Annotated in this window: 11 protein-coding genes; 6 read left to right on the top strand and 5 right to left on the bottom strand. The window is 68.7% G+C overall.

Translation table 11 applies throughout. The annotated features are described in order from the left end of the window. From ACFY3L_RS27515 to ACFY3L_RS27505, 3 genes are all read right to left on the bottom strand, one after another. Positions 1-381 (bottom strand): hypothetical protein, encoded by a 381-nt coding sequence (locus ACFY3L_RS27515; RefSeq protein ID WP_389329863.1) that lies wholly within the window; start codon positions 379-381, stop codon positions 1-3. Positions 382-407: 26 nt separating this feature from the next. Beyond that, on the bottom strand, positions 408-5,672 hold the full coding sequence (locus tag ACFY3L_RS27510; protein WP_389329860.1) for an SCO7613 C-terminal domain-containing membrane protein: 5,265 nt from the start codon (positions 5,670-5,672) through the stop codon (positions 408-410). A gap of 135 nt (positions 5,673-5,807) precedes the next feature. Further along, positions 5,808-7,229 (bottom strand): UDP-glucose dehydrogenase family protein, encoded by a 1,422-nt coding sequence (locus tag ACFY3L_RS27505; RefSeq protein ID WP_389329857.1) that lies wholly within the window; start codon positions 7,227-7,229, stop codon positions 5,808-5,810. A gap of 213 nt (positions 7,230-7,442) precedes the next feature. On the opposite strand from ACFY3L_RS27505, the gene ACFY3L_RS27500 reads away from it, so the two are divergent. Continuing rightward, a complete protein-coding gene (locus ACFY3L_RS27500; protein ID WP_389329854.1) occupies positions 7,443-8,591 on the top strand; it encodes an acyl-CoA dehydrogenase family protein in 1,149 nt (382 codons plus the stop codon). 785 nt (positions 8,592-9,376) lie between these two features. Here ACFY3L_RS27500 and ACFY3L_RS27495 read toward each other — a convergent pair. Both ACFY3L_RS27495 and ACFY3L_RS27490 read right to left on the bottom strand, forming a co-directional pair. After that, a complete protein-coding gene (locus tag ACFY3L_RS27495) occupies positions 9,377-9,937 on the bottom strand; it encodes a hypothetical protein (protein WP_389329851.1) in 561 nt (186 codons plus the stop codon). A 20-nt stretch (positions 9,938-9,957) separates the two neighbouring features. Beyond that, positions 9,958-10,791, bottom strand: a complete 834-nt coding sequence (locus tag ACFY3L_RS27490) for a helix-turn-helix domain-containing protein (protein WP_389329848.1) — start codon at positions 10,789-10,791, stop codon at positions 9,958-9,960. 843 nt (positions 10,792-11,634) lie between these two features. Here ACFY3L_RS27490 and ACFY3L_RS27485 point away from each other — a divergent pair. The 5 genes from ACFY3L_RS27485 (at position 11,635) to ACFY3L_RS27465 (ending at position 23,090) form a co-directional block, all read left to right on the top strand. After that, on the top strand, positions 11,635-13,632 hold the full coding sequence (locus tag ACFY3L_RS27485) for an ATP-dependent endonuclease (protein WP_389329845.1): 1,998 nt from the start codon (positions 11,635-11,637) through the stop codon (positions 13,630-13,632). Further along, entirely contained in the window at positions 13,629-15,380 is a 1,752-nt protein-coding gene (locus ACFY3L_RS27480) for a UvrD-helicase domain-containing protein (RefSeq protein ID WP_389329842.1), read from the top strand. The genes ACFY3L_RS27485 and ACFY3L_RS27480 overlap by 4 nt, the downstream gene beginning before the upstream one ends. Before the next feature lie 655 nt (positions 15,381-16,035). Next, positions 16,036-17,115 (top strand): hypothetical protein, encoded by a 1,080-nt coding sequence (locus tag ACFY3L_RS27475; RefSeq protein ID WP_389329839.1) that lies wholly within the window; start codon positions 16,036-16,038, stop codon positions 17,113-17,115. Continuing rightward, positions 17,105-20,428, top strand: coding sequence for a hypothetical protein (locus ACFY3L_RS27470; protein ID WP_389329836.1), 3,324 nt, complete (start codon positions 17,105-17,107; stop codon positions 20,426-20,428). The genes ACFY3L_RS27475 and ACFY3L_RS27470 overlap by 11 nt, the downstream gene beginning before the upstream one ends. Then, positions 20,418-23,090: an RNaseH domain-containing protein gene (locus tag ACFY3L_RS27465; RefSeq protein ID WP_389329833.1), complete on the top strand. Its 2,673-nt coding sequence runs from the start codon at positions 20,418-20,420 to the stop codon at positions 23,088-23,090. Before ACFY3L_RS27470 ends, ACFY3L_RS27465 begins: the two co-directional genes overlap by 11 nt. Positions 23,091-23,280 lie beyond the last annotated feature (190 nt).

Below are 23,280 nucleotides of genomic sequence, written 5' to 3'. Positions count from 1 at the left end.
TCAGGCGCCGTAGCCGGGTGCGGTGTCCTCCTCGTCGTCGACGGCGAAGGACGGGCCGAGACGTTCGGAGAGCACCCGCGGGTCGAGCGGCGCCCAGTGGGTGCCGCCGACCGAGCGCAGGTAGGCGAAGCCCATGCCCCACCAGCCCGGCTCGTACGCCACGACCTCCACCCGCTCGCCGACGAACCGCAGCCGGACCTGGTCGGCGACGACCCCCGACTCGTCCTCCAGGTTCGATCCGCGGACGGTCAGCACGGCCAGCAGGCCGCCGTCGTCCTCGCGCCAGGCCCTCAGCCGCCCGGCGCGACGCAGCTCGCCGCAGCCTGCGACGTGCACCGTGTAGGCGAAGTCAGGCTGGTCACACACCAACATCGCACTCACAAACATCGATGCTACACGCAGTGGGCCTAGCGCATGCCGCGATACACGCCGCGGAGCCGGTCGAGGCGCTGACGCTGCTCGTAGGTGGCGCCGAGGGTGATGAGCAGCAGGCCGGTGCCGCCGAAGAGCAGCAGCAGCATCCAGACGGGCAGCCCGATGCGCAGCAGCTCGTTGACGGTGGCGATGATCGTCACCGCGGAGCCGACCGCGACCGGCGCCTTCTGCTGCCGGACCGCGCCGATCGCGACGGTGATGACGCCGGCGAGGATCAGCAGGACGCGGCGCAGCTCCGGGGAGTTCTCGTTGGCGATCGCGAGCGCGAGGCTCGGCGCGAAGCCGGCGACGAGGGCCGGGCCGTAGGCGAGCCAGCTGCCCAGCTCTGGGCGGCGGCGGATCTCCAGGAGGCCGGTGATGAGCGCGAGCACCGCGAAGGGCAGCGTGTACGCCTCGATCAGGGCCACCTTGACCGTGATGAGCAGCAGCCAGATCGCGATCAGCTCGGCGACGGACGCGGCGATGATGAGGACGACCCGCTGCTGGCCGCTGCGCCCCTTGCGGGCGGCGGACAGCCCGAGGACCGCGCCGAGGGCGGTGAGGGCGGCCGCGGTGTGCGCGGCCGAGCCGAGGGTGAGCAGGACCGCGACGACCGCGCCGGCGTAGCCGGCCGCCTCGATCGTCATCGCCTCGCGGTTGATGCTGTTGCCCGGCCGCAGCCGCGGCAGCGCGGCACCCAGCACGAGCAGCATCGTCGCGACGATCAGCAGCGGGAACGCGCACTGGCGCAGCGGCAGGCCGGCGGCGAGCCCGGCCGCGAGGGCGAACCCCTGCGCGGTCGACGCGGCGACGTGCCAGCCGAGCATCCGCCCGTTGGGCGTGCGCCCCCAGATGCCCGCGACCGCGCCGACGACGATCGAGCCGGCGAGCCACGTCAGCGTCTGCTGCTTCGTGGCGAGGCTGCCCGCGCCGCCCGCCCCGGCGGCGAGCACGGCGATGACGAAGACGAGCCGGCGGGCGAGGATCAGCATCCGGCCGTCGGAGCTGTCGGCGTCCGGCGGGACCGTCAGGGCCAGGCCGAGCCCGGCGATCGTGGCGACCAGCAGTGCCGCCGTCGGCTGCCACGGCCACGGCGCGTGCAGGGCCGCCGGCGCGATCAGCATGGTCAGCGCGGCGCAGGGCACGACGATCGCGACGGCGCGACCGGCGACGGCCTGCCCCGAGCCGCCGAGGCCGACCGCCATGAGCGCGCCGGCGATGGTGAGCAGCGCGGCGGCGAGCACGTGGGTGCCGTTGCCCGCGAAGCGGCCGAGCTCGCCGAGGTCGGCGGCGGTCTGCGCGGTGCCCGTCCAGGGGCGCTGGATCCACTTGTACGGGCCGGCCAGCGCCGCGTACGCCGCCGGTGCCAGGAACACGACGACGATGAGCGCGGGCAGACCGGCCGCCGCGGCGACGCCGACGGTGTAGCCGCGGGGCGCCCGGACCTGCCGCCACCGCCCGGGCGTGCTGGTGTTGTCCGGGCGGAAGCCGGCCATCGGTACCCACGTGACACCCGGCTGCCAGGTGACCCGCAGCAGCTCGGCGAGGACCCCGAGCAGCGCCGCGGCGGCCGCGTAGACGACGGCGCCGTCGCGCTGGACGATCAGCGCCGCCACGGCCGTGGTGGTCGCGCCGCCCGCGACGCCGACGGTCACGTACGGCAGGTACCCCGGCGCCTGCTGGGCTCCGGACGCGGCGGCGGCGAGGCCGACGGCCGAGGTCGCGAGCGCGGCGATGAGCACGGTGCTGGCCTGGCCCGGGTGCAGGCCGCCGGCGGCCGCCGCTGCGGCACCCGCGAAGGCGAAGAGGGCGCCGGCGACACCGCACCCGCCGACGAACGTGAGCGGGCCGTCGGACGGGTTGCCCCGGCGGATCGCGGTGACCTTCGCGAATCCGGCGACGGCCACGCCGCTGACCGCGAGCGCGACGAGCGTGCCCGCGGTCGCGCCGGGCCGCACGAGGCTCGCGCCGGCGGCGAACATGCCGGCCACCAGCGCGGCACCGAGCCGCGTGTAGACGGCCCGCCAGCTCTTCGCGGTGGCGGCCCAGGCGGCGATCCCGGTCGCGGCGATCCAGCCGATGACCATCGGGGACTGCCAGCCGAGGCCGAGACCGACGGGGGCGCCGATGGCGGCGAGGGCGGCCGCCGAGGAGGCCGTGTCGTCGCCGTACGGCTGCGGCAGCGCGATCGCGGCCGCGCCGGCGAGCAGCAGCAGCGCGATGGGGACCTGCCACCCGTACGTCGCGAGCTGCTGGGCGTTGGCCAGCCAGCGGTCGTCGAGGACGGCGCGCCACGGCGGGTCCGCGGCGCGGATCACCCCGACCGCCCCGATGACGGCCAGGCTGCCGGCGAACAGGCCGGTGCAGACGCCGACGGTGGTGGCGCCGGCGACCGGGCCGCGGCGCCACTCGTCGGGCAGGGTCCGGGCGGCGACCGCGACCGCGAACACGAGCAGCGCGAGCGTCACGACCTCGATGCCGTCGGATGCGAGCGAGACGGCCCTGGCCACGGCGCCGATCCCGGCGATCGTCACGGCGGCCGCCGCGGCGTCGGCGCCGGTGAAGTCGGCGCCGAACGTCTGCCGGTCGTCCATCCGGGGCGCCAGCCACAGCATCGCCACGGCGATCACCATGAGCAGGCCGATGACCAGGTCGATCGTGGTGGCGCCGTCCGCGCGCAGGACCGCGATCGCGACCGCGACGGCGCCGGCGGTCGCGCCGATCAGCAGCGGCGGGCTCTGCGCGCCCCGGGCGACCTGCGTGATCGCGGCGTACCCGAGCGTCACCGCGAGCGCGAGGAAGCTCATCACCAGCACGACGGTCGCGCCGCCGGGCAGGTCGCCGAAGAGGATCGCGGCACCGGCAGCGGCGGCCCCCGGCAGCGCGAAGAGGGCACCACCGGCGCCCGCGTCGGCCACCCTGCGGGTGACGTACTCCCCCTCGGCGTCGATGCGGTGCGGCCGGGGCAGCAGCGCGATGCCCGCGCCGGCGACGGAGATGGCGAGCAGGATCAGGGCGGTCGACGCCGGGCGGGCCAGGCCGGCGGCCGCCGCGTACAGGCCGAGGACCAGCGCGGCGCTGAGGCAGACCCACGCGGTGTGCGCCTCCCGGACCCGCATGGCGAGCGCCCCGGCGACGATCGCACCGGCGACGGTGAGGGCGGGGATCGCCAGCCAGCTGAGGCCGAAGGCGGCGGGCGCGATGAGCAGCGTCAGGGCGGCGCCGACGACGGCGACGTCGGGCCGGAAGCGTTCCGGCGGCGGGACGGTGACGAACGCGACGTCCCTGCCTCTGGTCGGCGCCGGCGCCGCGGCGGCGCGGGGAACGGCAGGCGACCCGGGTCGCGGGTCGTCCCAGACGCCGGTGCGCGGGCCGCTCTCCGCACCGCCCAGCGGCCCCGGCCACAGCCCCGGCGGCGGGGCAGGCTGGGGGCGGACGTCGACCCGGCGGCGGAACATCGTGCCGATCCGTCCGGCGGGCCAGGCGGCCGAACCGAGCGGCACGTCGACCGGCTCGGTGCGGCCGCTGAGCATGAGCACGCCCGCGGCGGTCAGCAGCAGCACCGCGAGGACGTACTGCCAGCCGTCGGCGCCGACGGCCGCGTCGACCTCCGCGCGGTGCGCCGTGAGGTCCGCCTTCCACACCGGCCACGCCGCCCGCAGCGGCGCGGCGAGCACGGGCAGCACGGTGACGACGAGCAGCGCCGTGGTGGCGGCGGCCGCGACGGAGACCGCGTAGCGCGGCCCCCGGCGGGCGTCGCCCGGCAGGAACGGCACCCCGGCCGCGGCGAGCGCCACCGCGAGGGCGAGGAACAGCAGCGTGGAGCCGGGGAACGCGACGGCGCCGACCCGCGCGAACGCGGCGATGACCGCGACGGTGGCGATGCCGGCCGCGATGTCGGGCAGGACACCGCGCCGCCAGGACAGGGAGCCGGTGACGCCGATCGCGGCGGCGACGAGGGTCACGGCGGCCGCGCGGACGGTCTCGCCGAGGCCCTCGGTGGTGGCGAGGGCGGCGGCGGCGCACAGCAGGGCCGCGCCGAACGTGGCCACGAACAGCACCCAGGCCGCGTCGCGCATCAGCGCGTCGGCGAACCGGTCCGTCTGCACGGTGTGCGGCTCGTGCTGCTCGACGCCGTCCAGTGCGGTCCCGGTGCCGTGGCTGTCGTCGCGTCCGGCCTCGATCTGCCGGATCCGGCGCTCGACCGACCGGCCGAGGGCGACGCCGAACGCCAGGTCGATGAGCGCAACGCCGGACAGGGCGAGCGACCACCCGGCGGGGCCACGGATGGAGTCGTAGGCGAGCAGCGGCAGCACCGGCTGGAGCGCGATGAGGGTGGCGTACCGCGAGGCGATGAGGTGGCTCCGCATGCTGTACGCGGCGGCGATGCCGGCGGTGGCGGCGCAGACCAGGCCGGTGTACAGGCTGCCCTCGACCTTGTCCGCGCCCAGCAGCCCCTCGGAGCGCAGGACGTAGCCGTCGAGCAGGACGAGCAGCAGCGCGACCGACGCGACGGTCTCGGCGGTGGCGGTGAGGCCGCGCCGGACCAGCATCAGCGGCAGGGCGAGGGCGCCGGCGGTGATCAGGGCGAGCAGCAGCACCCGGCCGGCGGTGCCGATGGTGCCGAACGCGTCGGTGGTGAGGACGATCGCGGCGCCGGCGAGGAGCAGGCCGCCGAGCGCGAGGACCGACGCCTGCATGCTCGAGGTGGTCGCCTCGGGCTCGTCGACCGGGCCGTGCGGCCCGCCCCCGCCGGGCGGGCGGCGCATCTGCGGCAGCGCCGCGATCCGGTTCCGGGCCGGCGCCGTCCGCGTCGCGCCGATCGGCGGGCGCGCCGAGGTCTCTGCCTGGGCCTCGCCCTCGACCTGCGGCGCCCGCGGCGAGTACACCTGCTGCCCCGGCGGCACCGTCGGGCCCTGGACCTGCCGTGCGACCGGCGGCGTGCTCTCGATCTTCGCGCCGCCGACCCTCGCGCCGCGGCCCAGCCGGGGGCGGCGGCCACGGCCGGCCTGCTCCTGGTCGATGGTCTGCCGGACCTTGCGGCGCAGGGAGTCGCGCTGCGCGGAGGCGTGCGCGAGCTGGCGACGCAGCTTCTGGGTGTCGTCGGTCAGGTCGCGCTTCTTCTGTTCCAGCGACGCGACGGTGCGCTGGAACAGGGCGAGTGCGGCGGCGTCGGGATCGTGCGGGCGGCCGCAATCGCGGCAACCGGTGGCCTCGCTGGCCGGGCCACCGCACGCCGGGCACGGATACGTCTCCACGCGACTCCTCCCCCCGGGCCGCAGCCGGGAGTGGCCGCGCGTGCGGCCACCCCGGGCTGTTCACGCCCTACTGGGAAGAATGCCTTGTTTCGACGTGTCGCGAAAGCGATGCGCCCGTTCGGGAGATTCCGGCGTTTAAGCCACCGCGGGTTTGCCCATGCCGCGGTACTCCCAGCCGGCGGCGACCCAGACGGACTGGTCGAGACAGTTCCGGCCGTCGATCACCCGGCGGGCCGCGACGAGCTCGTTGAGCGAGTTGGGGTCCGTGTTACGGAACTCCTCCCACTCCGTCAGCACACAGACCAGGTCGGCGCCGGTGACCGCGTCGGTGAGGGTCTTGGCGTACGTCACGTCGGCGACGTCGTTGCGGGCGTTGTCCATGCCCTCCGGGTCGTACACGGTGACCTCGGCGCCGGAGCGGGCCAGCTTGCGGACCACGGACAGGGCCGGCGAGTCGCGCACGTCGTCGGAGTTGGGCTTGAAGGTGGCGCCGAGCACGGTGATCCGGGTGCCGGCCAGGTCCGGGCCGGCCGGGCCGTAGCCGCGGCCGAGCAGCTCCGCGGACAGCTGGACGATCTTCTGCCGGCGGCGCTGGTTGATCAGGTCGACCTCGTGCAGGAACCGCAGCGCCTCGCCGACGCCGAGCTCCTGGGCGCGGGCCTGGAACGCGCGGATGTCCTTGGGCAGGCAGCCGCCGCCGAAGCCGACGCCGGCGCGCAGGAACTTGTTGCCGATCCGGGCGTCATAGCCGATCGAGCGGGCGAGCTGCGTCACGTCGGCGCCGGCGGCCTCGCAGACCTCGGCCATCGCGTTGATGAACGAGATCTTGGTGGCGAGGAACGCGTTGGCGGCGACCTTGACCAGCTCGGCGGTCGCGAAGTCGGTGACCACGACGGGGACCTCGCGGTCCTCGGTGAGCGCCAGGTCGAACACGCCCTTGTGGGCGGCGTAGAGCATGCCGGTGGCCCAGTCGCTCTTCACGCCGAAGATGATCCGGTTGGGGCGCAGCACGTCCTCGACGGCGACGCCCTCCTGCAGGAACTCGGGGCTCCAGGCGACCTCGACGCCGAGCTCGGCCGGGGTGTGGCGGCGCACGAGCTGCTCGATCCACTCCGCGGTGCCGACCGGGACGGTCGACTTGCCGGCGATCAGTGCCTTGCGCTTGAGCAGCGGCGCGAGGTTGGTGACGGCGCTCTCGACGTGGGACAGGTCGGCGGCCATGCCGTCGGGGCGCTGGGGCGTGCCGACGCAGATGAAGTGGACGTCGCCGAACTCGGCGACCTCCTCCCACGACGTCGTGAACCGCAGCCGGCCGGCCGACAGGTTCTTGCGGAGCAGCTCGTCCAGGCCAGGCTCGTGGATCGGCACGTCGCCGCCGGAGAGCTTGGAGATCTTCGCCTCGTCGACGTCGAAGCCGAGCACCTCATAGCCCAGCTCGGCGAAGCAGATGGCATAGGTCGCGCCAAGGTAGCCGGTGCCGAGGAAGGTCAGCCGCGGGCGTGGTGCGCCGGAAGGCGCGGCTACTACGGGTGGGGTGCTCGGGTACGCGATGGTCACGCCTATGTCTCCACTCTTTCCCGTTTCCGCAAATACCCGCATTGCGGACATCTGTGGCGTATAGGGCTGGGTATTGCCGACGTTGCTCCGGCGAGAGTAGTCCCTCTCCGGCGACCGCGCCTTCGGCTCCTTGGTTACTCATCGGTATGCTCACACTGGGATGAGGCCTGAACGGTGGTTCAGGCCAGGTGTTTCGGGTCTTTGGGGGATGCCGTGTTCGAGGTGTACCAACTGCCGGAGGAGCACGCCGCGGTCCGTGAAGCGGTGCGTGCGGTATGTGACGGCAAGGTGGCGCCCAACGCCGCCGCGGCCGACGAGAATGGCGAGTTCCCCCAGGCGTCCTACGACGCGCTGCGCGCCGCCGACTTCCACGCCCCGCACATCCCCGAGGAGTACGGCGGCGCCGGCGCCGACGCCCTCGCGACCGCCATCGTCATCGAGGAGGTCGCCCGCGCCTGCGCGTCCTCTTCGCTGATCCCCGCCGTCAACAAGCTCGGCACCATGCCGCTGCTGCTCGCCGCGTCGCCGGCGCTGAAGCAGCGCTACCTGCCCGCGGTCGCCGCCGGCGATGCCATGTTCTCCTACTGCCTCTCCGAGCCCGACGCCGGCAGCGACGCCGCCGGCATGAAGACCCGCGCCGTCCTCGACGGCGACACCTGGGTCCTCAACGGCGTCAAGCGCTGGATCACCAACGCCGGCATCAGCGAGTACTACACGGTCTTCGCCGTTACCGACCCCGCCGCCCGCTCCCGCGGCATCTCCGCCTTCGTCGTCGAGAAGTCCGACGAGGGGGTCAGCTTCGGCGCGCCGGAGAAGAAGCTCGGCATCAAGGGCTCGCCCACCCGCGAGGTGTACCTCGACAACGTCCGCATCCCCGCGGACCGCATCATCGGCGAGCCGGGCACCGGCTTCTCCACCGCCATGCGGACCCTCGACCACACCCGGGTCACCATCGCCGCCCAGGCCCTCGGCATCGCCCAGGGCGCCCTGGACTTCGCCCTCGGCTACGTCCAGGAGCGCAAGCAGTTCGGCAAGGCCATCGCCGACTTCCAGGGCATCCAGTTCATGCTCGCCGACATGGGCATGAAGCTGGAGGCCGCCCGCCAGCTCACCTACGCCGCCGCCGCGAAGTCCGAACGCGGCGACAAGGACCTCACGTACTTCGGCGCCGCCGCGAAGTGCTTCGCCTCCGACGCCGCCATGCAGATCACCACCGACGCCGTCCAGCTCCTCGGCGGCTACGGCTACACCAAGGACTTCCCCCTCGAGCGCATGATGCGCGACGCCAAGATCACCCAGATCTACGAGGGCACGAACCAAGTGCAGCGCATCGTCATGGCCAGGCAGCTGCTCAACGGCTAGTTCGACCGAGTTTCTGCAGCTAGGCGCCATGATCATGATTGAGTTGATCTTTCGGTCCTCTTCGGTCATTTGGGCGCCGTTTCGAACATCATGCTGGGGAAATGCTGGGGAGGATGATCGATTTATCGAAATTTAGCTATGCGATGGTTGGCACGGACGGCCTCTCCCCCCGCCGCGCGAGCGCCAACATTCGCATCGGCCCGTCTCGATTTCACCGATCGCTGGCCCGGTAACGCTACGTAGCGGCGGCGGGAACGAGGCGGGGCGACCGCTCGGCTTGGTCTCGCACGAGGCACTCCGCGCGACTGTGCCCCGACGCCGGACAATGAGGCATGGCTGAACGGAACAAGACGTACGTCCGGCTATCGGTGTCCTCACACCGCGCTGGCGGTGGACGTTGCGCGCTGGGATTGTTCGCGCGACGAGGCCTTACGCCAGGTGCTGCCAGACCACGTCCGGCAGGAGCGTCTGCCCGAGCCTGACCGGCTGATCCATCGCGATGATGCTGCGCTACCGACGCCACCGGATGAAGCTAAACGCCGAGGCCGGTGGTCGATTCCGGGTACACGGGACGGCCATTTCCCGCGGGCCGGTGTGATCTAGGCAACCGCGCTCGGCTACGCACAGCGGCCGAGGCGTCTGAACCCATGCCGGGCACAAGATCGCAAGGCCCCACACTCGACGCCCACACTGGCTGACCGAGCCTGTGGCGCAGTTCAGTCAGCGCCCGATACCGACAACCACACTGGCCACGTCTTGATCCCGATCGCCGACAACTGCCTCAATCACGAGCCCTGATCGATCAATCCTTCGCGTCGCAACAGCCAATCGGGCTTTAGGCCACCCTGCCGTTCGACATGCTCGCAGAGTTCACGCGGCAGATATGAGCCGAGGACTCCACGCCCAACGGCGGCCCAGAATGCCTTCGACGTGCGCATGTGCCCGCTGCCGGTGTGCCACGCCACGCCTGGGTGCTCCTGCTGCAGCGCAGCCAACCCTGCCGCCGCTAGACCTCGACGCTGTAGGTGCTCGATCGTGTACGGCTTGTCCACCCATCCGATCTTGCAGTGAGGGCATACGACGTACTCCACCACGAACGCGAACTCCTCGGCGCGGTAGTTCGCCTGCCGACAGCGCCAGCCGAAGTACCGACCCGAAGGCGTGTCCTGCCAGGGACTGTCCAGCGTTGGAAGTTGGGTGGTGTTGTACCGCGGACGCCTGTCGATGCGGCCGCGCGTCAGGTTGTACAACGAAGATCGGAACGGCGTCCGCTGCGGCCACCATGCCACCACGGACGTTGCCTGTTCGCGAAGCTGCCGAATGCTTTCGTCCCAGTCCGCATCCACGGCATTCACTATACGAATGGCTACCGGTCTTCCTGCCTGCCGCCTCCTTGTATCTCTCGCAAAAGGAGCAGCATCTCATCGGCTGCGACCTGCTCCTGCTGCAGCGCCTCGGTCCCCCATTCGTCTTCGACGGAAGGGGTCGACGGAGCGGCCACCTCCCGTAGCAGCGTTTGAAGGGCGAGCGGCAGATCCGGCGCAACGAATCCTTCGGATTCGATTGTCATCCGATGCGTCCGCAGACTATGCAGGCTGCGCGCAAGGTCGCGGACGAGCGCCTGCAGGTAACTCTGGCGATCTTCACCTCCACGGAAGACGCCATAGTCGGCAGCCCCGTCGGTTCGGCTGGAGACGCGTTTGATACGGCCTTGGATTTCGAGGTACTCCTGGACCAGGAGCCGGTGGATGTCGTACAGGACGATGGACCGCCGGCTGTCTCGCCAGGTGACGAGAGAGCTACCGGTGAATTCGATCGGCCGTGTGCCCATGATCCAGCCTCGGGCCAGCCACGGAGAGACCGTCACGTCGGGCAGGATCTCCATCGAGTCGCTCACCCCGATCGGCGTGATCAGCAGGATCGGGGGGATGTCGAGCGCCGCCGCCAAGATCAGTAGTTCGTTCACACCGATCGAGTCGCGGCGGCCGGTCTCGATGTTCGCGATCACTGACCGTGGTACCTCGAAGCCGAGTTCAGCCGTGCGCCTGGAGAGCTCGTTGGCACTGATCTTGCGCTGCTCGCGCCATGCCTTCAGCTGCCTGGCAAGGACCTGGGTAACGGTCTTGGGCCAGCGCCCCCCAGCCTCCGCCACCTGTGACGAGTCGGGGGCAATGTCGGGTGGCACACCTGGCTGGCTCATGCCAATCGGGCAGGACGCAAAGTCACGCCCTCCACTGTATATGGATCATGCGACTCACTGACACCGGGTGACGGAATACTGCGCTGTGTGGTGAGGACACAGTTTTTGGAGCTGCCGCTCTGGACGTGTCTTCATGGCGCCGATCGAGCGATGTGACGCGCGGTACGTTACGCGCGATCTGACTTGCGTCCCGCTCACGGTCGGGTCTAATCTCGACCAGCATCACTCAGCGTGGTCGCGGTGCGGAGCGGTTTGCGCTCTCGCCCGAGCGGCTCGGCGCTTTGAAGGAGGCACAGACGACACGGCCGGCCAGACCGGCAGGAGCTGCGGAAGAACTCGTCACCATGGGCCGAGATGGCCTGCTTCGTCGTGTGTCAAAGGAAATGGCCCCGCTCGAACCGAGATGCTTGCGACACCTCGGTGCGATGGAGCCATGCCTGAGGCACGAGATTACAAGCTCGAACGCCACTGCCTGCAAACTTTCCACGTTGTGGAACGTTTGACGCCTTCAATACGGTGCTGACCTGAGTGGGTCGGCCCGAGCGGCGACCGCACCGACCGTGCGGCGCTCACGTGATGGCGTCCTGGGATCCTGGCCCGCGTCGAACTGCGGCGACGGCCTGCGATCACATTCTTGGCTGCGTCATGAGCCGGTCAGCATCGCTTCCACACCCTGCGGGGCCCGATCGGGTCAATACCAGGGCTCGATGGAAAGCGCTGTCTGAAGCTGGTTTCCGCCCGTCACCTCGCGTGACCAGGCGTTCCCCTGACGCTTCGCCTGCACGGCACCTCGACGCGCTGCCGCTGGTCAGGCACCTTGATGCCCAGGAGCATCCCTCAACCATGCCAGTACACAAGAAGCTTCCCCGTCGTCTCCCGGCCCGCCCGACGGGCGGCATGTATCTGTCCGCCCTGACGTTCCGGCAGTTCCGCTCGTGCCGCGACGTCCGTGTCAAGCTGCAGCCGGGTCTGACACTGCTCGTCGGCGAGAACAACTCCGGCAAGTCCAACGTCGTTGACGGCGTCCGCCTCGTCACGAAGCCGCTCAGCGGCCGCCCGACCCGATACTTCGAGGTCGATGACGTGTCGTTCGACGAGAAGGGCCCGATCGAGCTCACGGCCGAGTTCGCCGGCTTGACCAAGACCCAGGAGTCGCACTACATCACCGCGCTCGACATCAACTCGAAGACCGCCTGGTACACCGCTCGGTTCAACCCGAACGAGCGCACGCCTCGCCGGTCATCCGTCGAGTACCTGTCCGGCCGGGTGCCCGGACCGGACACGGAACCGGAGAAGCGCGACCAGATCCGCCACGTCTACCTCGCGCCGCTGCGTGACGCTCAGCGCGAGCTGGACTCCGCCGCAGGCAACCGGATCTCGCACATCATCAGGTACCTGATCGACGAGAAGGACCGCGAGGACTTCCTCGACAAGGCCAACGATGGACTGCGCGATCTCGAACAGCATGTGGTTATCACCGAAACGCAGGCCAGGCTGCAGGAACACGTCAGCGACCTCACGGACGCCGTACGCGGTCAGTCGATCGGCCTCAGCTTTCAGGAGTTGAAGCTGCACCGGTTGGCCCGCGCGCTGCGGTTGAAAATGGCCGAACACGGCGTCGACCTCGCCGACATCAGCGATTCCGGCTTGGGCTACGCCAACCTGGCGTACATGGCGTCCGTCATCCTGGAACTCCGCAACGCCGACGACATCGAGCTGACGCTCTTCCTCGTCGAGGAGCCGGAGGCACACCTGCACCCGCAGCTGCAGGCGGTGCTCCTCGACTACCTCCAGGAGCAGGCGGAGTTGTCCGTCCGTGACGACAGCGACTGTCCGGCGGGCCGGATCCAGGTCATCGCCACCACCCACTCGCCGAACCTTGCCAGCGCCGTGGACATCGAGAACGTCGTCGTCCTGCGGACCGTAGAACAGGAGATCACCGACGAGGACGCGGATCTGTCCGAGGACGACGAGGACGACGAGGACGACGAGGACGACGAATCGCTTCTCGATGACGAAGATGCTCTTGAGGATGGCGACGAGGACGACATTGGCCGAACGCCGAACATGAGGCGGGAGACGGCAGCAGTTGCTCTGTGCGATGTCGAACTGACATCCGATGAACGCCGGAAGATCAACCAGTACCTCAGCGTCAGCCGGGCCGAGCTGCTCTTCACCCGCCGTGCGATCCTCGTCGAGGGCATTGCCGAAGCGGTCGTGCTGCCCGCCCTCGCGCGGCACCACGTCCTGAAGACCGGCGCGAAGTACCGTGCGAAGTGCCGAAAGTTCCGCGCCGTCTCGATCATCAACATCGGCAGCGTCGACTTCGCCCCCTACATCAAGCTGCTCCTGCAGGAAATCGACGGTGTGTGCCTCGTCGACCGCCTCGTGGTGATCACCGACAGCGACCCGGACCTTTCCGACGAAGATGACGAACTCGATGACGAGGAGATCAGCGAGGAGGAAGAACCTGCTGCGACCTTGAGCCGCAAGGACCGGCTTGAGGACATCGCCGCGGACCTCGGCGCTGAAGACCTGCTCGTGGTCTGCGCCGCCGACTACACGCTCGAAGCCGATCTCATGGAACCGTTCGACATCAACGGCCCGTTGCTGAAGGAGGCGTTCGACCGGCAGAAGCCGCGGTCCGGCAGGTTCTGGCGACGGCTGGCCGCCAGCAGCGACAAGGCCGAGACCTTCTACCGCAAGCTCCGCGGGTCAAAGGGCAGGTACATCGGCAAGGGCGAGTTCGCCCATGACGTCGCCAGCTTGATGTCCTCCGGCGGCCACCAGTTCCAGTGCCCCGAGTACCTCCAGGCAGCGATCAAGGCGGCGTTGCGTTGAACGACAGGGACGAGATCACGTTCAGTGCGGCGCAACGGGCCCTCATCGACATCCCGGGCGGAGTCTTCGTCCAGGCGTGTCCGGGCGCCGGGAAGACCCAGAGCATCGTTGAGCGCTTCATCCAGCGACCCGGGATCGGGCCCAGGCACGGCGTCGCCCTGCTGTCTTTCACCAACGCCGCGATCAACGAAGCACGCCTGCGCTGCGCCGGGCGACCGGAACTCCTGCGTGCGCCGAACTTCATCGGCACCATCGACAGCTTCATCAACCGCTATGTCGTCACGCCTCTGCACCGCGCCAAGACCGGCACGCTCCCGACGTTCAAGGACAGCTGGGAGACCGTGCAGGGCACCACGTTCCGCGCGAACGGTGTCCAGTCCGACCTCCAACTCTCCTGGTTCTCGTTCGACCACGAGGGAAAAGCGACTTTCGAATCGAAAAGGGCACCCTATGCCTTGCGGAACCTCGAGTTCCGCCAGCTCTCCTCCATGATGACCGCGGCAACCCGTACCTGGCGGCGCTACTTCAACAACGGCCTCATGGACTGCACGACCTCCCGCGCACTCATGACGCACTACCTGAGCGACCCTGCCGAGCGGGCGAACCACGGCTCCCTGATCGCCGGACGCTTCAAAGAGATCATCGTCGACGAGGTGCAGGACTGCAGCGCCCAGGACGCCTTCCTCCTTAACTTCCTCCTGGACGCCGGCATCGAGATGGTCATGGTCGGCGACCTCGACCAGGCGATCTACGCCTTCCGAGGTTCCACCGTCGACGGCGTACGGAGCTTGGCTCGAAGGGTCAGGCCGGGCGCCCGGTTCAACGCCAACTACCGCAGCTCGCCAGCAGTGTGTGCCTTGGTCAACAGCCTCCGGCACGGAGCGTCTGTTGACGTTCCCGCCGGCAGGTGGGCGACCGACACCACGCCCGTCCAAGTCGTGGAGATGACGTCGTTCGGCACCGCACGCGACGTGGCCGTCCAAGTCGCCGATCACTTCGGCTTCGAGCCTTCAGACATCGTGACGTTGGCGCATACCGAGCACGCCGCCCGGGAGGGTGCCGGCGCCAGCCCGGCGCCCGAGAAGGGCACCACCAACAAGCTGGTGAGGCTTGCCAACGCCGCAGCCGCGATACAGGACGTCCACGCGAACACCCGGATCCGGACACAGGCGGTGCAGGCCTTCGAAAGCCTCATCCGTGGACTCGCCGATGAGCAGCACCACGCGGCTGCGGACACCGACTTCTGCAACCTGATCGGCCTCACCCACCGAGCCTTCCGCGAGGGCATCGTCCGCCTCGCGAACCGTGCAGCACCCTTCAGCGGCAGTCCATCACAGTTCCGTGAGCAGATCCGGCAGGGACTCGCTGCGTTCGGCTGGGACAATTGGGCCGACGCTAGCGCGCTCCGCTCCCCGAACGGAAACACCTGGCCTCAGGTTGCCAAAGACGACGCGGACGCGTTGCGCTGGTCAACCATCCACAGTTTCAAAGGCCTCCAAGCACCCGTCATCGCCATGACCATTCCAGCACCGTTCAGGAACGCGAAAACCCTGGACGGCGTCGGCCTCTGGCAGGCGGGCATGGACGGCGAGGCCCGCCGAGTCCTCTACGTCGGCGCGTCCAGAGCCGAGCGACTTTCGATTCTGCTGGTCGACGCCAGCCAATACGCCACAGTTGTCGCATGCCTCCAACGAGATGCCGTGCCGTTTGCCCGGTGGACCCAAACCTCTGATTCACGCGCTGCATAGCCGCAGGAGAACGTGTGTACAAGATCGGAACGGTAGAATTGGACTCGACTGAGATCACAACACAAGCGCTGTTGCCGGAGGCGGATACCTGAGGTTGTTCGTCCCGAGTCCTGACGAGATGCGCCCAGCGATCGAGAACCACGCCACCTGATGGAATTGCGGAATCTCCGACAGCCACGGCTTCGGCCGGACATGTCCTTGGCCTGCCTCTCGAACGGGTTCGTCGTATTCCCCACGTTGGTCATCGAGGCAGCGCGACCGCACCCTGCTAATCGCCGAGGCGCGGCCGCCGGACGGAGTCTGAAGGCTGCCGTCGGCAGCGCTGATCGCCAGCGGATGCCATCCAGGGCGCATTTCGGCATAGCCAAACAGCTCGCCGACCTGCCCACGGGACACAGCGACGCACACGCTGTCCGTCGACGTAATGGCGTCGGAGGCTAGCTTCACCAGCAAGATCAAGTTCCGTGCCGACAGCGATTGCGCGGCGAGTTGATCCCACGGGGCGGCGCCACCCATTTGGACGCCCGAAAAGTGTCATACCCGAGTCGTAGTCTTCCCCCGGACTTAAAGGGGGTCCGAAGGGAATGCGGATATGAGTGTTACTCGGATAACGGATCGGTCGAGAGATCCCATTACGCGTGATACCGAGCTGATTTTGACCTTGATTGCGTCGGGTCTGATGCGTCTGCCGACGTGGTTGGGTCCGGAGGATGCGCGCAACCCCTATCCGCTCGCTCTGCAGCAAGGTCTTGATCAGCTGACCTGGGCATGCTGGGCAGCTGCGGCCGATTCGCCGACCGATGTTGGTGACCTGGTGGCGCGTTGGTGTGCGAGGCCGTTGGCGACGTGGCCGGTGGCGTGGCCGGAAGGCGCGGTCGGATCGGGTGATCAGCTTGTGATCGATGGTGAGCCGAGCGAGACCTGCCGGGACTGGGCGGTATCCAATCCGGACGTGGTCAGCGAGGTGCTGGAGAGTGCGTTCATGCGCGAGGTCCGCTCGACGTGCCGCAGCATGGGCCCTCGCGGGCAGGCCGTCTACGTCGCATTACGGCGCATGCTGATCGATTCCCCCACGTTGGACGGGTTGCAACAGTTGTCGGAGCGCAATAGGTTTCCCGACCTGCCGGCCTGGTCGGAATGGCTCAACTCCGCGTATGAGCCGGTGACTGCCGATCACACCTACGAGGGCCAGGTCGGCGTCTGTCGCCGGTGCAGGCATATTGCTCGGCACACCGACGCCGGATGGCGATGCTTGACGCCGAGGTGCCGCACGCTGCCTACCCCTCCACGGGTGGATCTCATGCCGGGCAAGGGCGTCGTCAAGATCCGCAGGGATTTGAGCACCTACATCAGCCTGCCTGGGCGTCCTGAAGCCGACCTCGCCCGTGCGCTGGAGAAGCTGGGAGCGACGGTGGTGTGGTGGCCGGATGTCGACGCCTATGACCTGCTGGTGATCTGGCCCGACGGGCGCCGGTGGGGTATCGACGTGAAGGATTGGCGCACCCCGTACGCCCTGGCTCTGCGGTTGCATCCGCTGCCGGGCTACCCGTCAGGGCACGAGTTCGCGTTCACAGACGGCTTCGTCGTCATCCCGGACGATCGGACCCGCAAGCAGCGCAACTATCTGACGATTCTGCGCCGGCACAGCGTCGCCCTGCGCGAGCAGCCGAGGACGACGGCCCTGTCGGTGTCTCAGCTCATGGCGAAGGCCACCGGAGGGACCCGTGGCGCGTGAACGTGGGCGCTGGCACGAGCGCCTGACCAAGGAGATCAAGCAGGCAGCGAAAGACCGCGGCTGGAAGGTCGACGCCGTCCAGCTGGTGACGGTGGAACTGGTTCTGACGCTGGCGAATCAGATATCGCCGGACCAACCGGCCAGTGGCGCGTGGGCGCAGCTCAAGGGCTACCGCTTCGACGCCGCCGGCGAGGACGCCGATCACGCACTATCGGTGATCGTCTGGCTGGTCGGCGAGCTCAAGTCCGAGCCGGTGTGGCGCGAGGCCTTGGCGGCCTATCTGGACATGCCCGAGCAGCTGCGGGCCTATCTGCTGGACAGCCCTGATGACGTTCTCCAGCCGTTCCGGCGTCCCCCGCTGGTGGGCGACAGGGAAGCCGACTACCTCGACGCGCTGGCGCACTTCCCGCCCCACCGCAGCAGCGAGATCCCCATCGCGGAAGCTGGCCAGAGCTACTTCGTCAAGACCGAGGACGGCAAAGAGACGGTCACGCTCCCGGAACAGCTTCCCGAGTGGGGGCCGCTCACCCGCCACGACTTCAACCCCGCCCCGCAACGCCGGCCGATGCGCATCGCATGGAAACAGCTGGTGGACTTCGCGGCCGAGCTGGACCGCGAGGATCTCGAGTACGGCCGGGAGTTTCAGCGCTGGCACGGCCGCGTCGAAGACCTCATCATCCGCTTGCGCCAGGCCGACGACACCTTCGAACAGGCTACCGAGATCGACTTCGACCGCTTGCATCACTTCGCAGGCATGGTCGGCGCCGGAAAGAGCACGCTGATGGACTTGCTCGCGATCTGGGGAGCGCGCCATCAGCATCACGTCACCGTCGTGGTGGCCGACGTCGTGTCGGTGCTGACCCGCGTCCAGCTGTACCGGCGCTACGGGGTGGGTGCGGCACCGGTGCTCGGCGCGTCCGGGCGAGGCCGCCACATCCAGCAACTTCATCGTCCTGGCGTGCGTCGCACCGAAGGCCTGAACGCGATGAACGTCCCGCTGTTGCAATGGGCCTCCACCGCCTGCGCGTTAAGCAGTCGCAGAGCCGATCCGAAACCATGGAAGCTCGACGAGGCACCATGCATTCGGCTCAAGCAGGAGAAGATCGGCCCGCGAAACGGCAAGACCGAGATCGATCATGTGTGCCCGCTATGGACCCGCTGCCAGCGGCACTACGCCTCCCGGGAGCTGGTCACCGCCAAGGTGTGGGTGACCACGCCGGCGGGGTTGGTCTTCAGCCGGGTTCCTCAGCCGCTCATCGACGCGGAGCTGCGGTACCTGGAGTTGGCGTGGTATCGCAGCGACTTGATCATCGTGGACGAGGCAGATCAGGTGCAGACCCAGCTCGACGGCATCTTCAGCCCGAGCCAGACGCTGGCCGGTGACGGGGACGACGCCTGGATGGACGTCATCGACATCACCAAGAAGGTGGAACTGCGCGCCCGAGGACGCGGGCCGATGCGCGATGCCAAGGTCGCCCGGTGGGTGCACCTGGTCGACCTCGCCGACATGCTGATCTCACGCATCTACGCCCTACTTGGCAACGAGCCGCACCTGCGCGCTTGGGTCGGCGACGGCTACTTCAACGAATGGACCCTCGCGGTACGGCTCACCGCCGTGTTCGCTGCTGTGCCACCCCCTAAAGCGGACAAGGACAAAGACAAGGACAAAGACCAGGACAAAGACGCCGCCGCGCCGGTAGTCGACGTCGAGCGGGCGCAGGCCTGGCGTAGGAGTTTCTCGGTATGGTCGCTGGCGCCGACCAAGACGGAGAAGCTCACTGTCGACCCTGTCGCCGACGAACTGCGCCGGCTCAGCGAGCAGACCGCGTACAAGGACGATGCCACGGTCACGAAGATGGTGGCCGCGTGGTTGTCGACGCGGCGAGACATCACCGAACCAAACGACCTGGACGACCTGGCTGTGAAACTGCACTTCACGCTGCTCGTCGGCATTGTCACCAACTTGATCAGTAGCATCACCGGCCGGTGGAACGACGTCGAAGGACCACTGCGCATGCGCGGACACGGCTCCAGCCTCGTGCACCGCCCACCCGTCGAGTATGTCGCGATGGTCCCCGACTCGCCGATGGGCAATCTGATCGGCTTGCAGTATCAGCATGACGACGACGCACACCCGGACCGGCTCGGCTCCCTGCGCTTCTTCCGCTGCAACGGCATCGGCCGCTGGCTACTGCTCAACCTCGCCGACCTCTACACCGACGAGCACGCGCACCCGCCGGGTGTACTGCTGATGTCAGCGACCAGCTGGGCCGGCACCTCGCCGCGCTACGACCTGCAGGTGCCGGTGACCGGAGTGCTGCAGGCGCCGCCACGTGAGCTGGAAGGCATCAACGCCAGCGAGTTCCGGTACAGCCCGCAGCGCTACGGCACCACCGACCGCCGCATCCGAATCTCCGGCACGCCACAGGACCGGCGACCCGCCGCGCTGGCCGCCATGGTCCAGCAACTCGCACGGATCGTCGACGACGGCCTCGGCGCCCGACCGAGCGCCCTCGAGCAGCAACGCGACGCCCTGCCACCCGGACGGCAACGCATCATGCTGCTCGTCGGCAGCTACGCCGAATGCGAACAGGTCGAAGCTGCGCTCCTGCGTGCTCGGCCTGACTGGGCCGGCGAGGTCCTGCGCCTGATCCCTGATGACGCCAGCTACACCCATCAATGGACCGGCCATACGCTGTCCCGAGGCAGCGTCACCGAGCTGCGGCACACCGATGCCTGGCTGCTCGTCGCTCCGCTGTTGGCGGTGGAACGCGGCCACAACATCCTCAACGACGAGCGGGTCGCCGCGCTCGGCGCCGCCTACTTCCTGGTCCGCCCGCACCCCCGGCCGGACGACATCTCCTACCACGTCCAGGACATCAACCGCTGGGGCGTCGAGCAGATCCGCACCGGCCTGCCCGCCGGCGGCCCATCCACCAACCCGGCCCACGAACGGGCCAAGGCGTTCATCGTCGCCGCCGGCACACGCTGGCGCCAGTCGCTGGCCCACCCGTTGATGCTCTCGAGCATGGACGACGACGAACAAGCGGCGTTCATGTGGACCCAGCTGGTCACCATCTGGCAAGTCATCGGCCGGCTCGTGCGGGGCGGCCAGAAAGCCACCGTTCACTTCTGCGACACCGCGTTCGACCCCGCCTCCGACACCAGCTTGCTCGTCGGCATGCACCAGGTCCTGACCGCTGCCAAAGCCGGAAAAGGCATCCGGGCGCAGGACGTCGAACTCGCCACCATCCTCTACGGCCCGCTGCACCGCGCCCTGACTGCCCTCTTGGAGCCCTACCGTGCGCTATGACCTCATCCAGGAACTCGCCTTCCCCCTCGACCCAGAACGTCTGACGGGACTACTGCAGCCGTACCACACGTGCACCTTCCCCAGCTCGTGGAAGGCTGCCATCGGCGAATTCCTCAATCCTGGCGCCAGCACCGGCCCGCGCAGCATCCCGCTCCGCGATCTGACCACCGCCTTCTCCACCTTCCAACCAGAGGTGATCGTCAACGACGCCCGCGGCGACAACCAACTGTGGCTCGGCGCCGCCTCCCGACCCGACGACACCGCCCTCACGGCGCTGATCCACAGCGGCATCGTCACCACCGCACACACATGGGCCAAGCGCTACCCCCGCAGACAGATACAGCTCGACCGGCTTCCCGACCTGCTTGCTGGCATCGACCCGACGGCGGACCTGTCGTGGACCACCACCGATCCTGTACCACGGCCCGGGGAGACCGCCGGCGATCCCGTCTTCCGGCTCCTACCCGACCTGCTCGCCGCCCAGCTCGTGAACGACGATTTCGCCGTGGACCACGGCGGCGTCACCACCTCCCGGTTCCAGCGCATCACCACGGACCGCGGCGCCGAACTCGTGTCCTGGCCACCGCATTACCACCCCCGCCGCAAACGCCGCTGGCCCTGGTCATACGTCATCGGCCTCACCGTGCAGACCTACCCCGACAACCCGGTTCCGCACCTGTTCGTCCGTATCGGGCTGCGTCGCTACGCCAGCGGCAAGATCTTCCTCAAGAACTACAAGCGCGCCCTCTCCGTCGCCGTCAAAGCCCCCGCACCCTGGTACGACGGTGCCACCCCGCCGATGTTCGCGCGCGCCAGCATGAAGTGGCGGCCCGGCGCGTACGGCAGGAAGGAAGGCTTCTGGGACTGGAGCGACGACATCGTCGCCGTCCTGCAGAGGTTCCACTCCGGGGTGGCCCTCCCCGCACCAGCAGACCTCGCCAGCGACGCCCTGCGGCACATCCCGGAACTACCCGCCTACGAGGCCGGCTACGAGACGGCCGTCTTCTACCGCACCGGGTTCAAGGACAAACATCCCGTCGGAGACGGAGCCTCCGCGAAAGACCGATGGCGGATCTTCGAAGCCCTCCGCGGAGCTCTCGACGAGCATCTGCGGCCCGTCGAACCCACCGCCCGGGTCCTCGGCATGAGCGCACCGGCCAGGCCACCGGCCAAGAAGAACGGCCTGCACATCGACACACGGCAGGTCGCCGCAGCCCTCGGACGCGAGGTCGCCTTCGAAATGTGGTGGCAGACGACGGTCATCCGCGACGAGACCCTCGCCCGCCTGACCGATGTCCTGCAGATGCCCACGCTCACCCCCGCCGCGGACGGCGAAAGCTGGACGACGGAGAACGACGACCTGTGCCTCACTGTCCGCACCCGCGCTCTTGCTGAGCGCGACCTGGCTGGCAAACTGGCGGTCGATTCGACGATCATGAAGAAGGCCGATCGCATCCGAGCCGCGGCCACCGCCCGCATCGGTCAGATCCGCGACTGGGTTGAGCCGTCCCGCACGGCACAACCCATCCTGGTGATGGTGGAGCTCGACGACGGCGACGCGTTCACCGACGAGGACGATCCCAAGTTCGCCACCCGCGTCGGCGCCGGCCGCATCGGCCGCAACACTCAATTCCTTGTGCCTTACAGCGCCACCGAAACCGCAAGTAGCCGGCGGATCCGCATCGAGCAATCGCTTCGAGAGCTGTTCGTACGCCACGCCGGGCTACCCGCCCGGCGCATGCAACTCGGCCTCGACGACGAACCCCTCCCCGCAAACACCCGCGTGGTCGGCCTATGGCTGGTCCGGAAGAACATCCCGCAAACGGCCGCCTACCCGATCGCGGTCTGCTGCGATCCCAGTCAGCCCGTCACGAAGGTGCGGCTACCCGGTGATCGAACCTGGCTGCCCATGCACCAAGCGCTGCTGCGACTGACCAAGCTGCAGGGTGATGACGCCCTCTTGGACAGCAAAGCGGTGACAATGTTCATCGATGATCTGCTGGAGCAGCTCAACAACCTCGACGGCCCCACCCTGCTGCTGAGTCACTCCCAGAACCTGCGCGGCATGTGGTCCAACACCAGCAACGGGCGGCTACGGCTCGACGACCTGAGCACCAACATCCGCGAGCAGGTCCCCGCATCCACGTACCGCAACATCCGCTTTGTCCGAGTCCGAACCAACCTCGGCAACGAGACGCCACAGCACTTCGCCCTCGACGAGGGTAAAGGTGAGAACGACAACGGCGAGCTGGAGAAAACCAGCCTCATTGGGCTCAGCGCCGGTCTGTGGAGGCCCGCCAGTGCTCACCACCGGCTCTTCTTCAGCACACCCGACAAGCCGGCAACCGCATCGAAAACCTCGCCGAAGGGATCCCGCGTCGAGCCGCGGATCAAGAAGTCGAAAGACAAGCCCGACGTAGAGATCCTCGACATCGGCGCCGAGGTTTGGAATCCCCAACTTGTCGAATACTTCGTAGCCGCACTGCAAACCGGCGACAAGCCCGAGTCCTGGGCGGCAGCCGCCCATCAGTTCCGGTACGCCGCAGCGCACTTCGACGACCCGACCCTGCTGGCCCTGCCGCTACACCTGGCCCGAAAAGCGGGTGAATACCTACTTCCCGCCTACCAAATCGACTCGAAAATCACCGAAACCGAGGGGTGAGACCTGTCGTTGCAGCCATCCTTGCCTCCCGGCCAACGAGGGGCAATACGATGAGCTTTGGGCCTGGTGGCCGGGGGTGAAACCCTCAGTCGACCATGTGACCCGTCCCTGCTCCGTCCCCGACATCGCCTACACCGTCGGTGATCCACGGCCGATCACCGCGGCCGACACCGCGCGTCGCTCAATGAGG

The sequence above is a fragment of the Dactylosporangium sp. NPDC000521 genome (assembly GCF_042898305.1).
Taxonomy (GTDB): domain Bacteria; phylum Actinomycetota; class Actinomycetes; order Mycobacteriales; family Micromonosporaceae; genus Dactylosporangium.
Note: the sequence above shows the minus strand (reverse complement) of the source record. Positions and strands in the feature narration are given on the sequence as shown.

Excerpts from the sequence above, each read along its gene's own strand:
- ACFY3L_RS27485 (WP_389329845.1), top strand. The coding sequence starts at position 11,635 with ATGCCAGTACACAAGAAGCTTCCCCGTCGTCTCCCGGCCCGCCCGACG.
- ACFY3L_RS27490 (WP_389329848.1), bottom strand. The coding sequence starts at position 10,791 with ATGAGCCAGCCAGGTGTGCCACCCGACATTGCCCCCGACTCGTCACAG.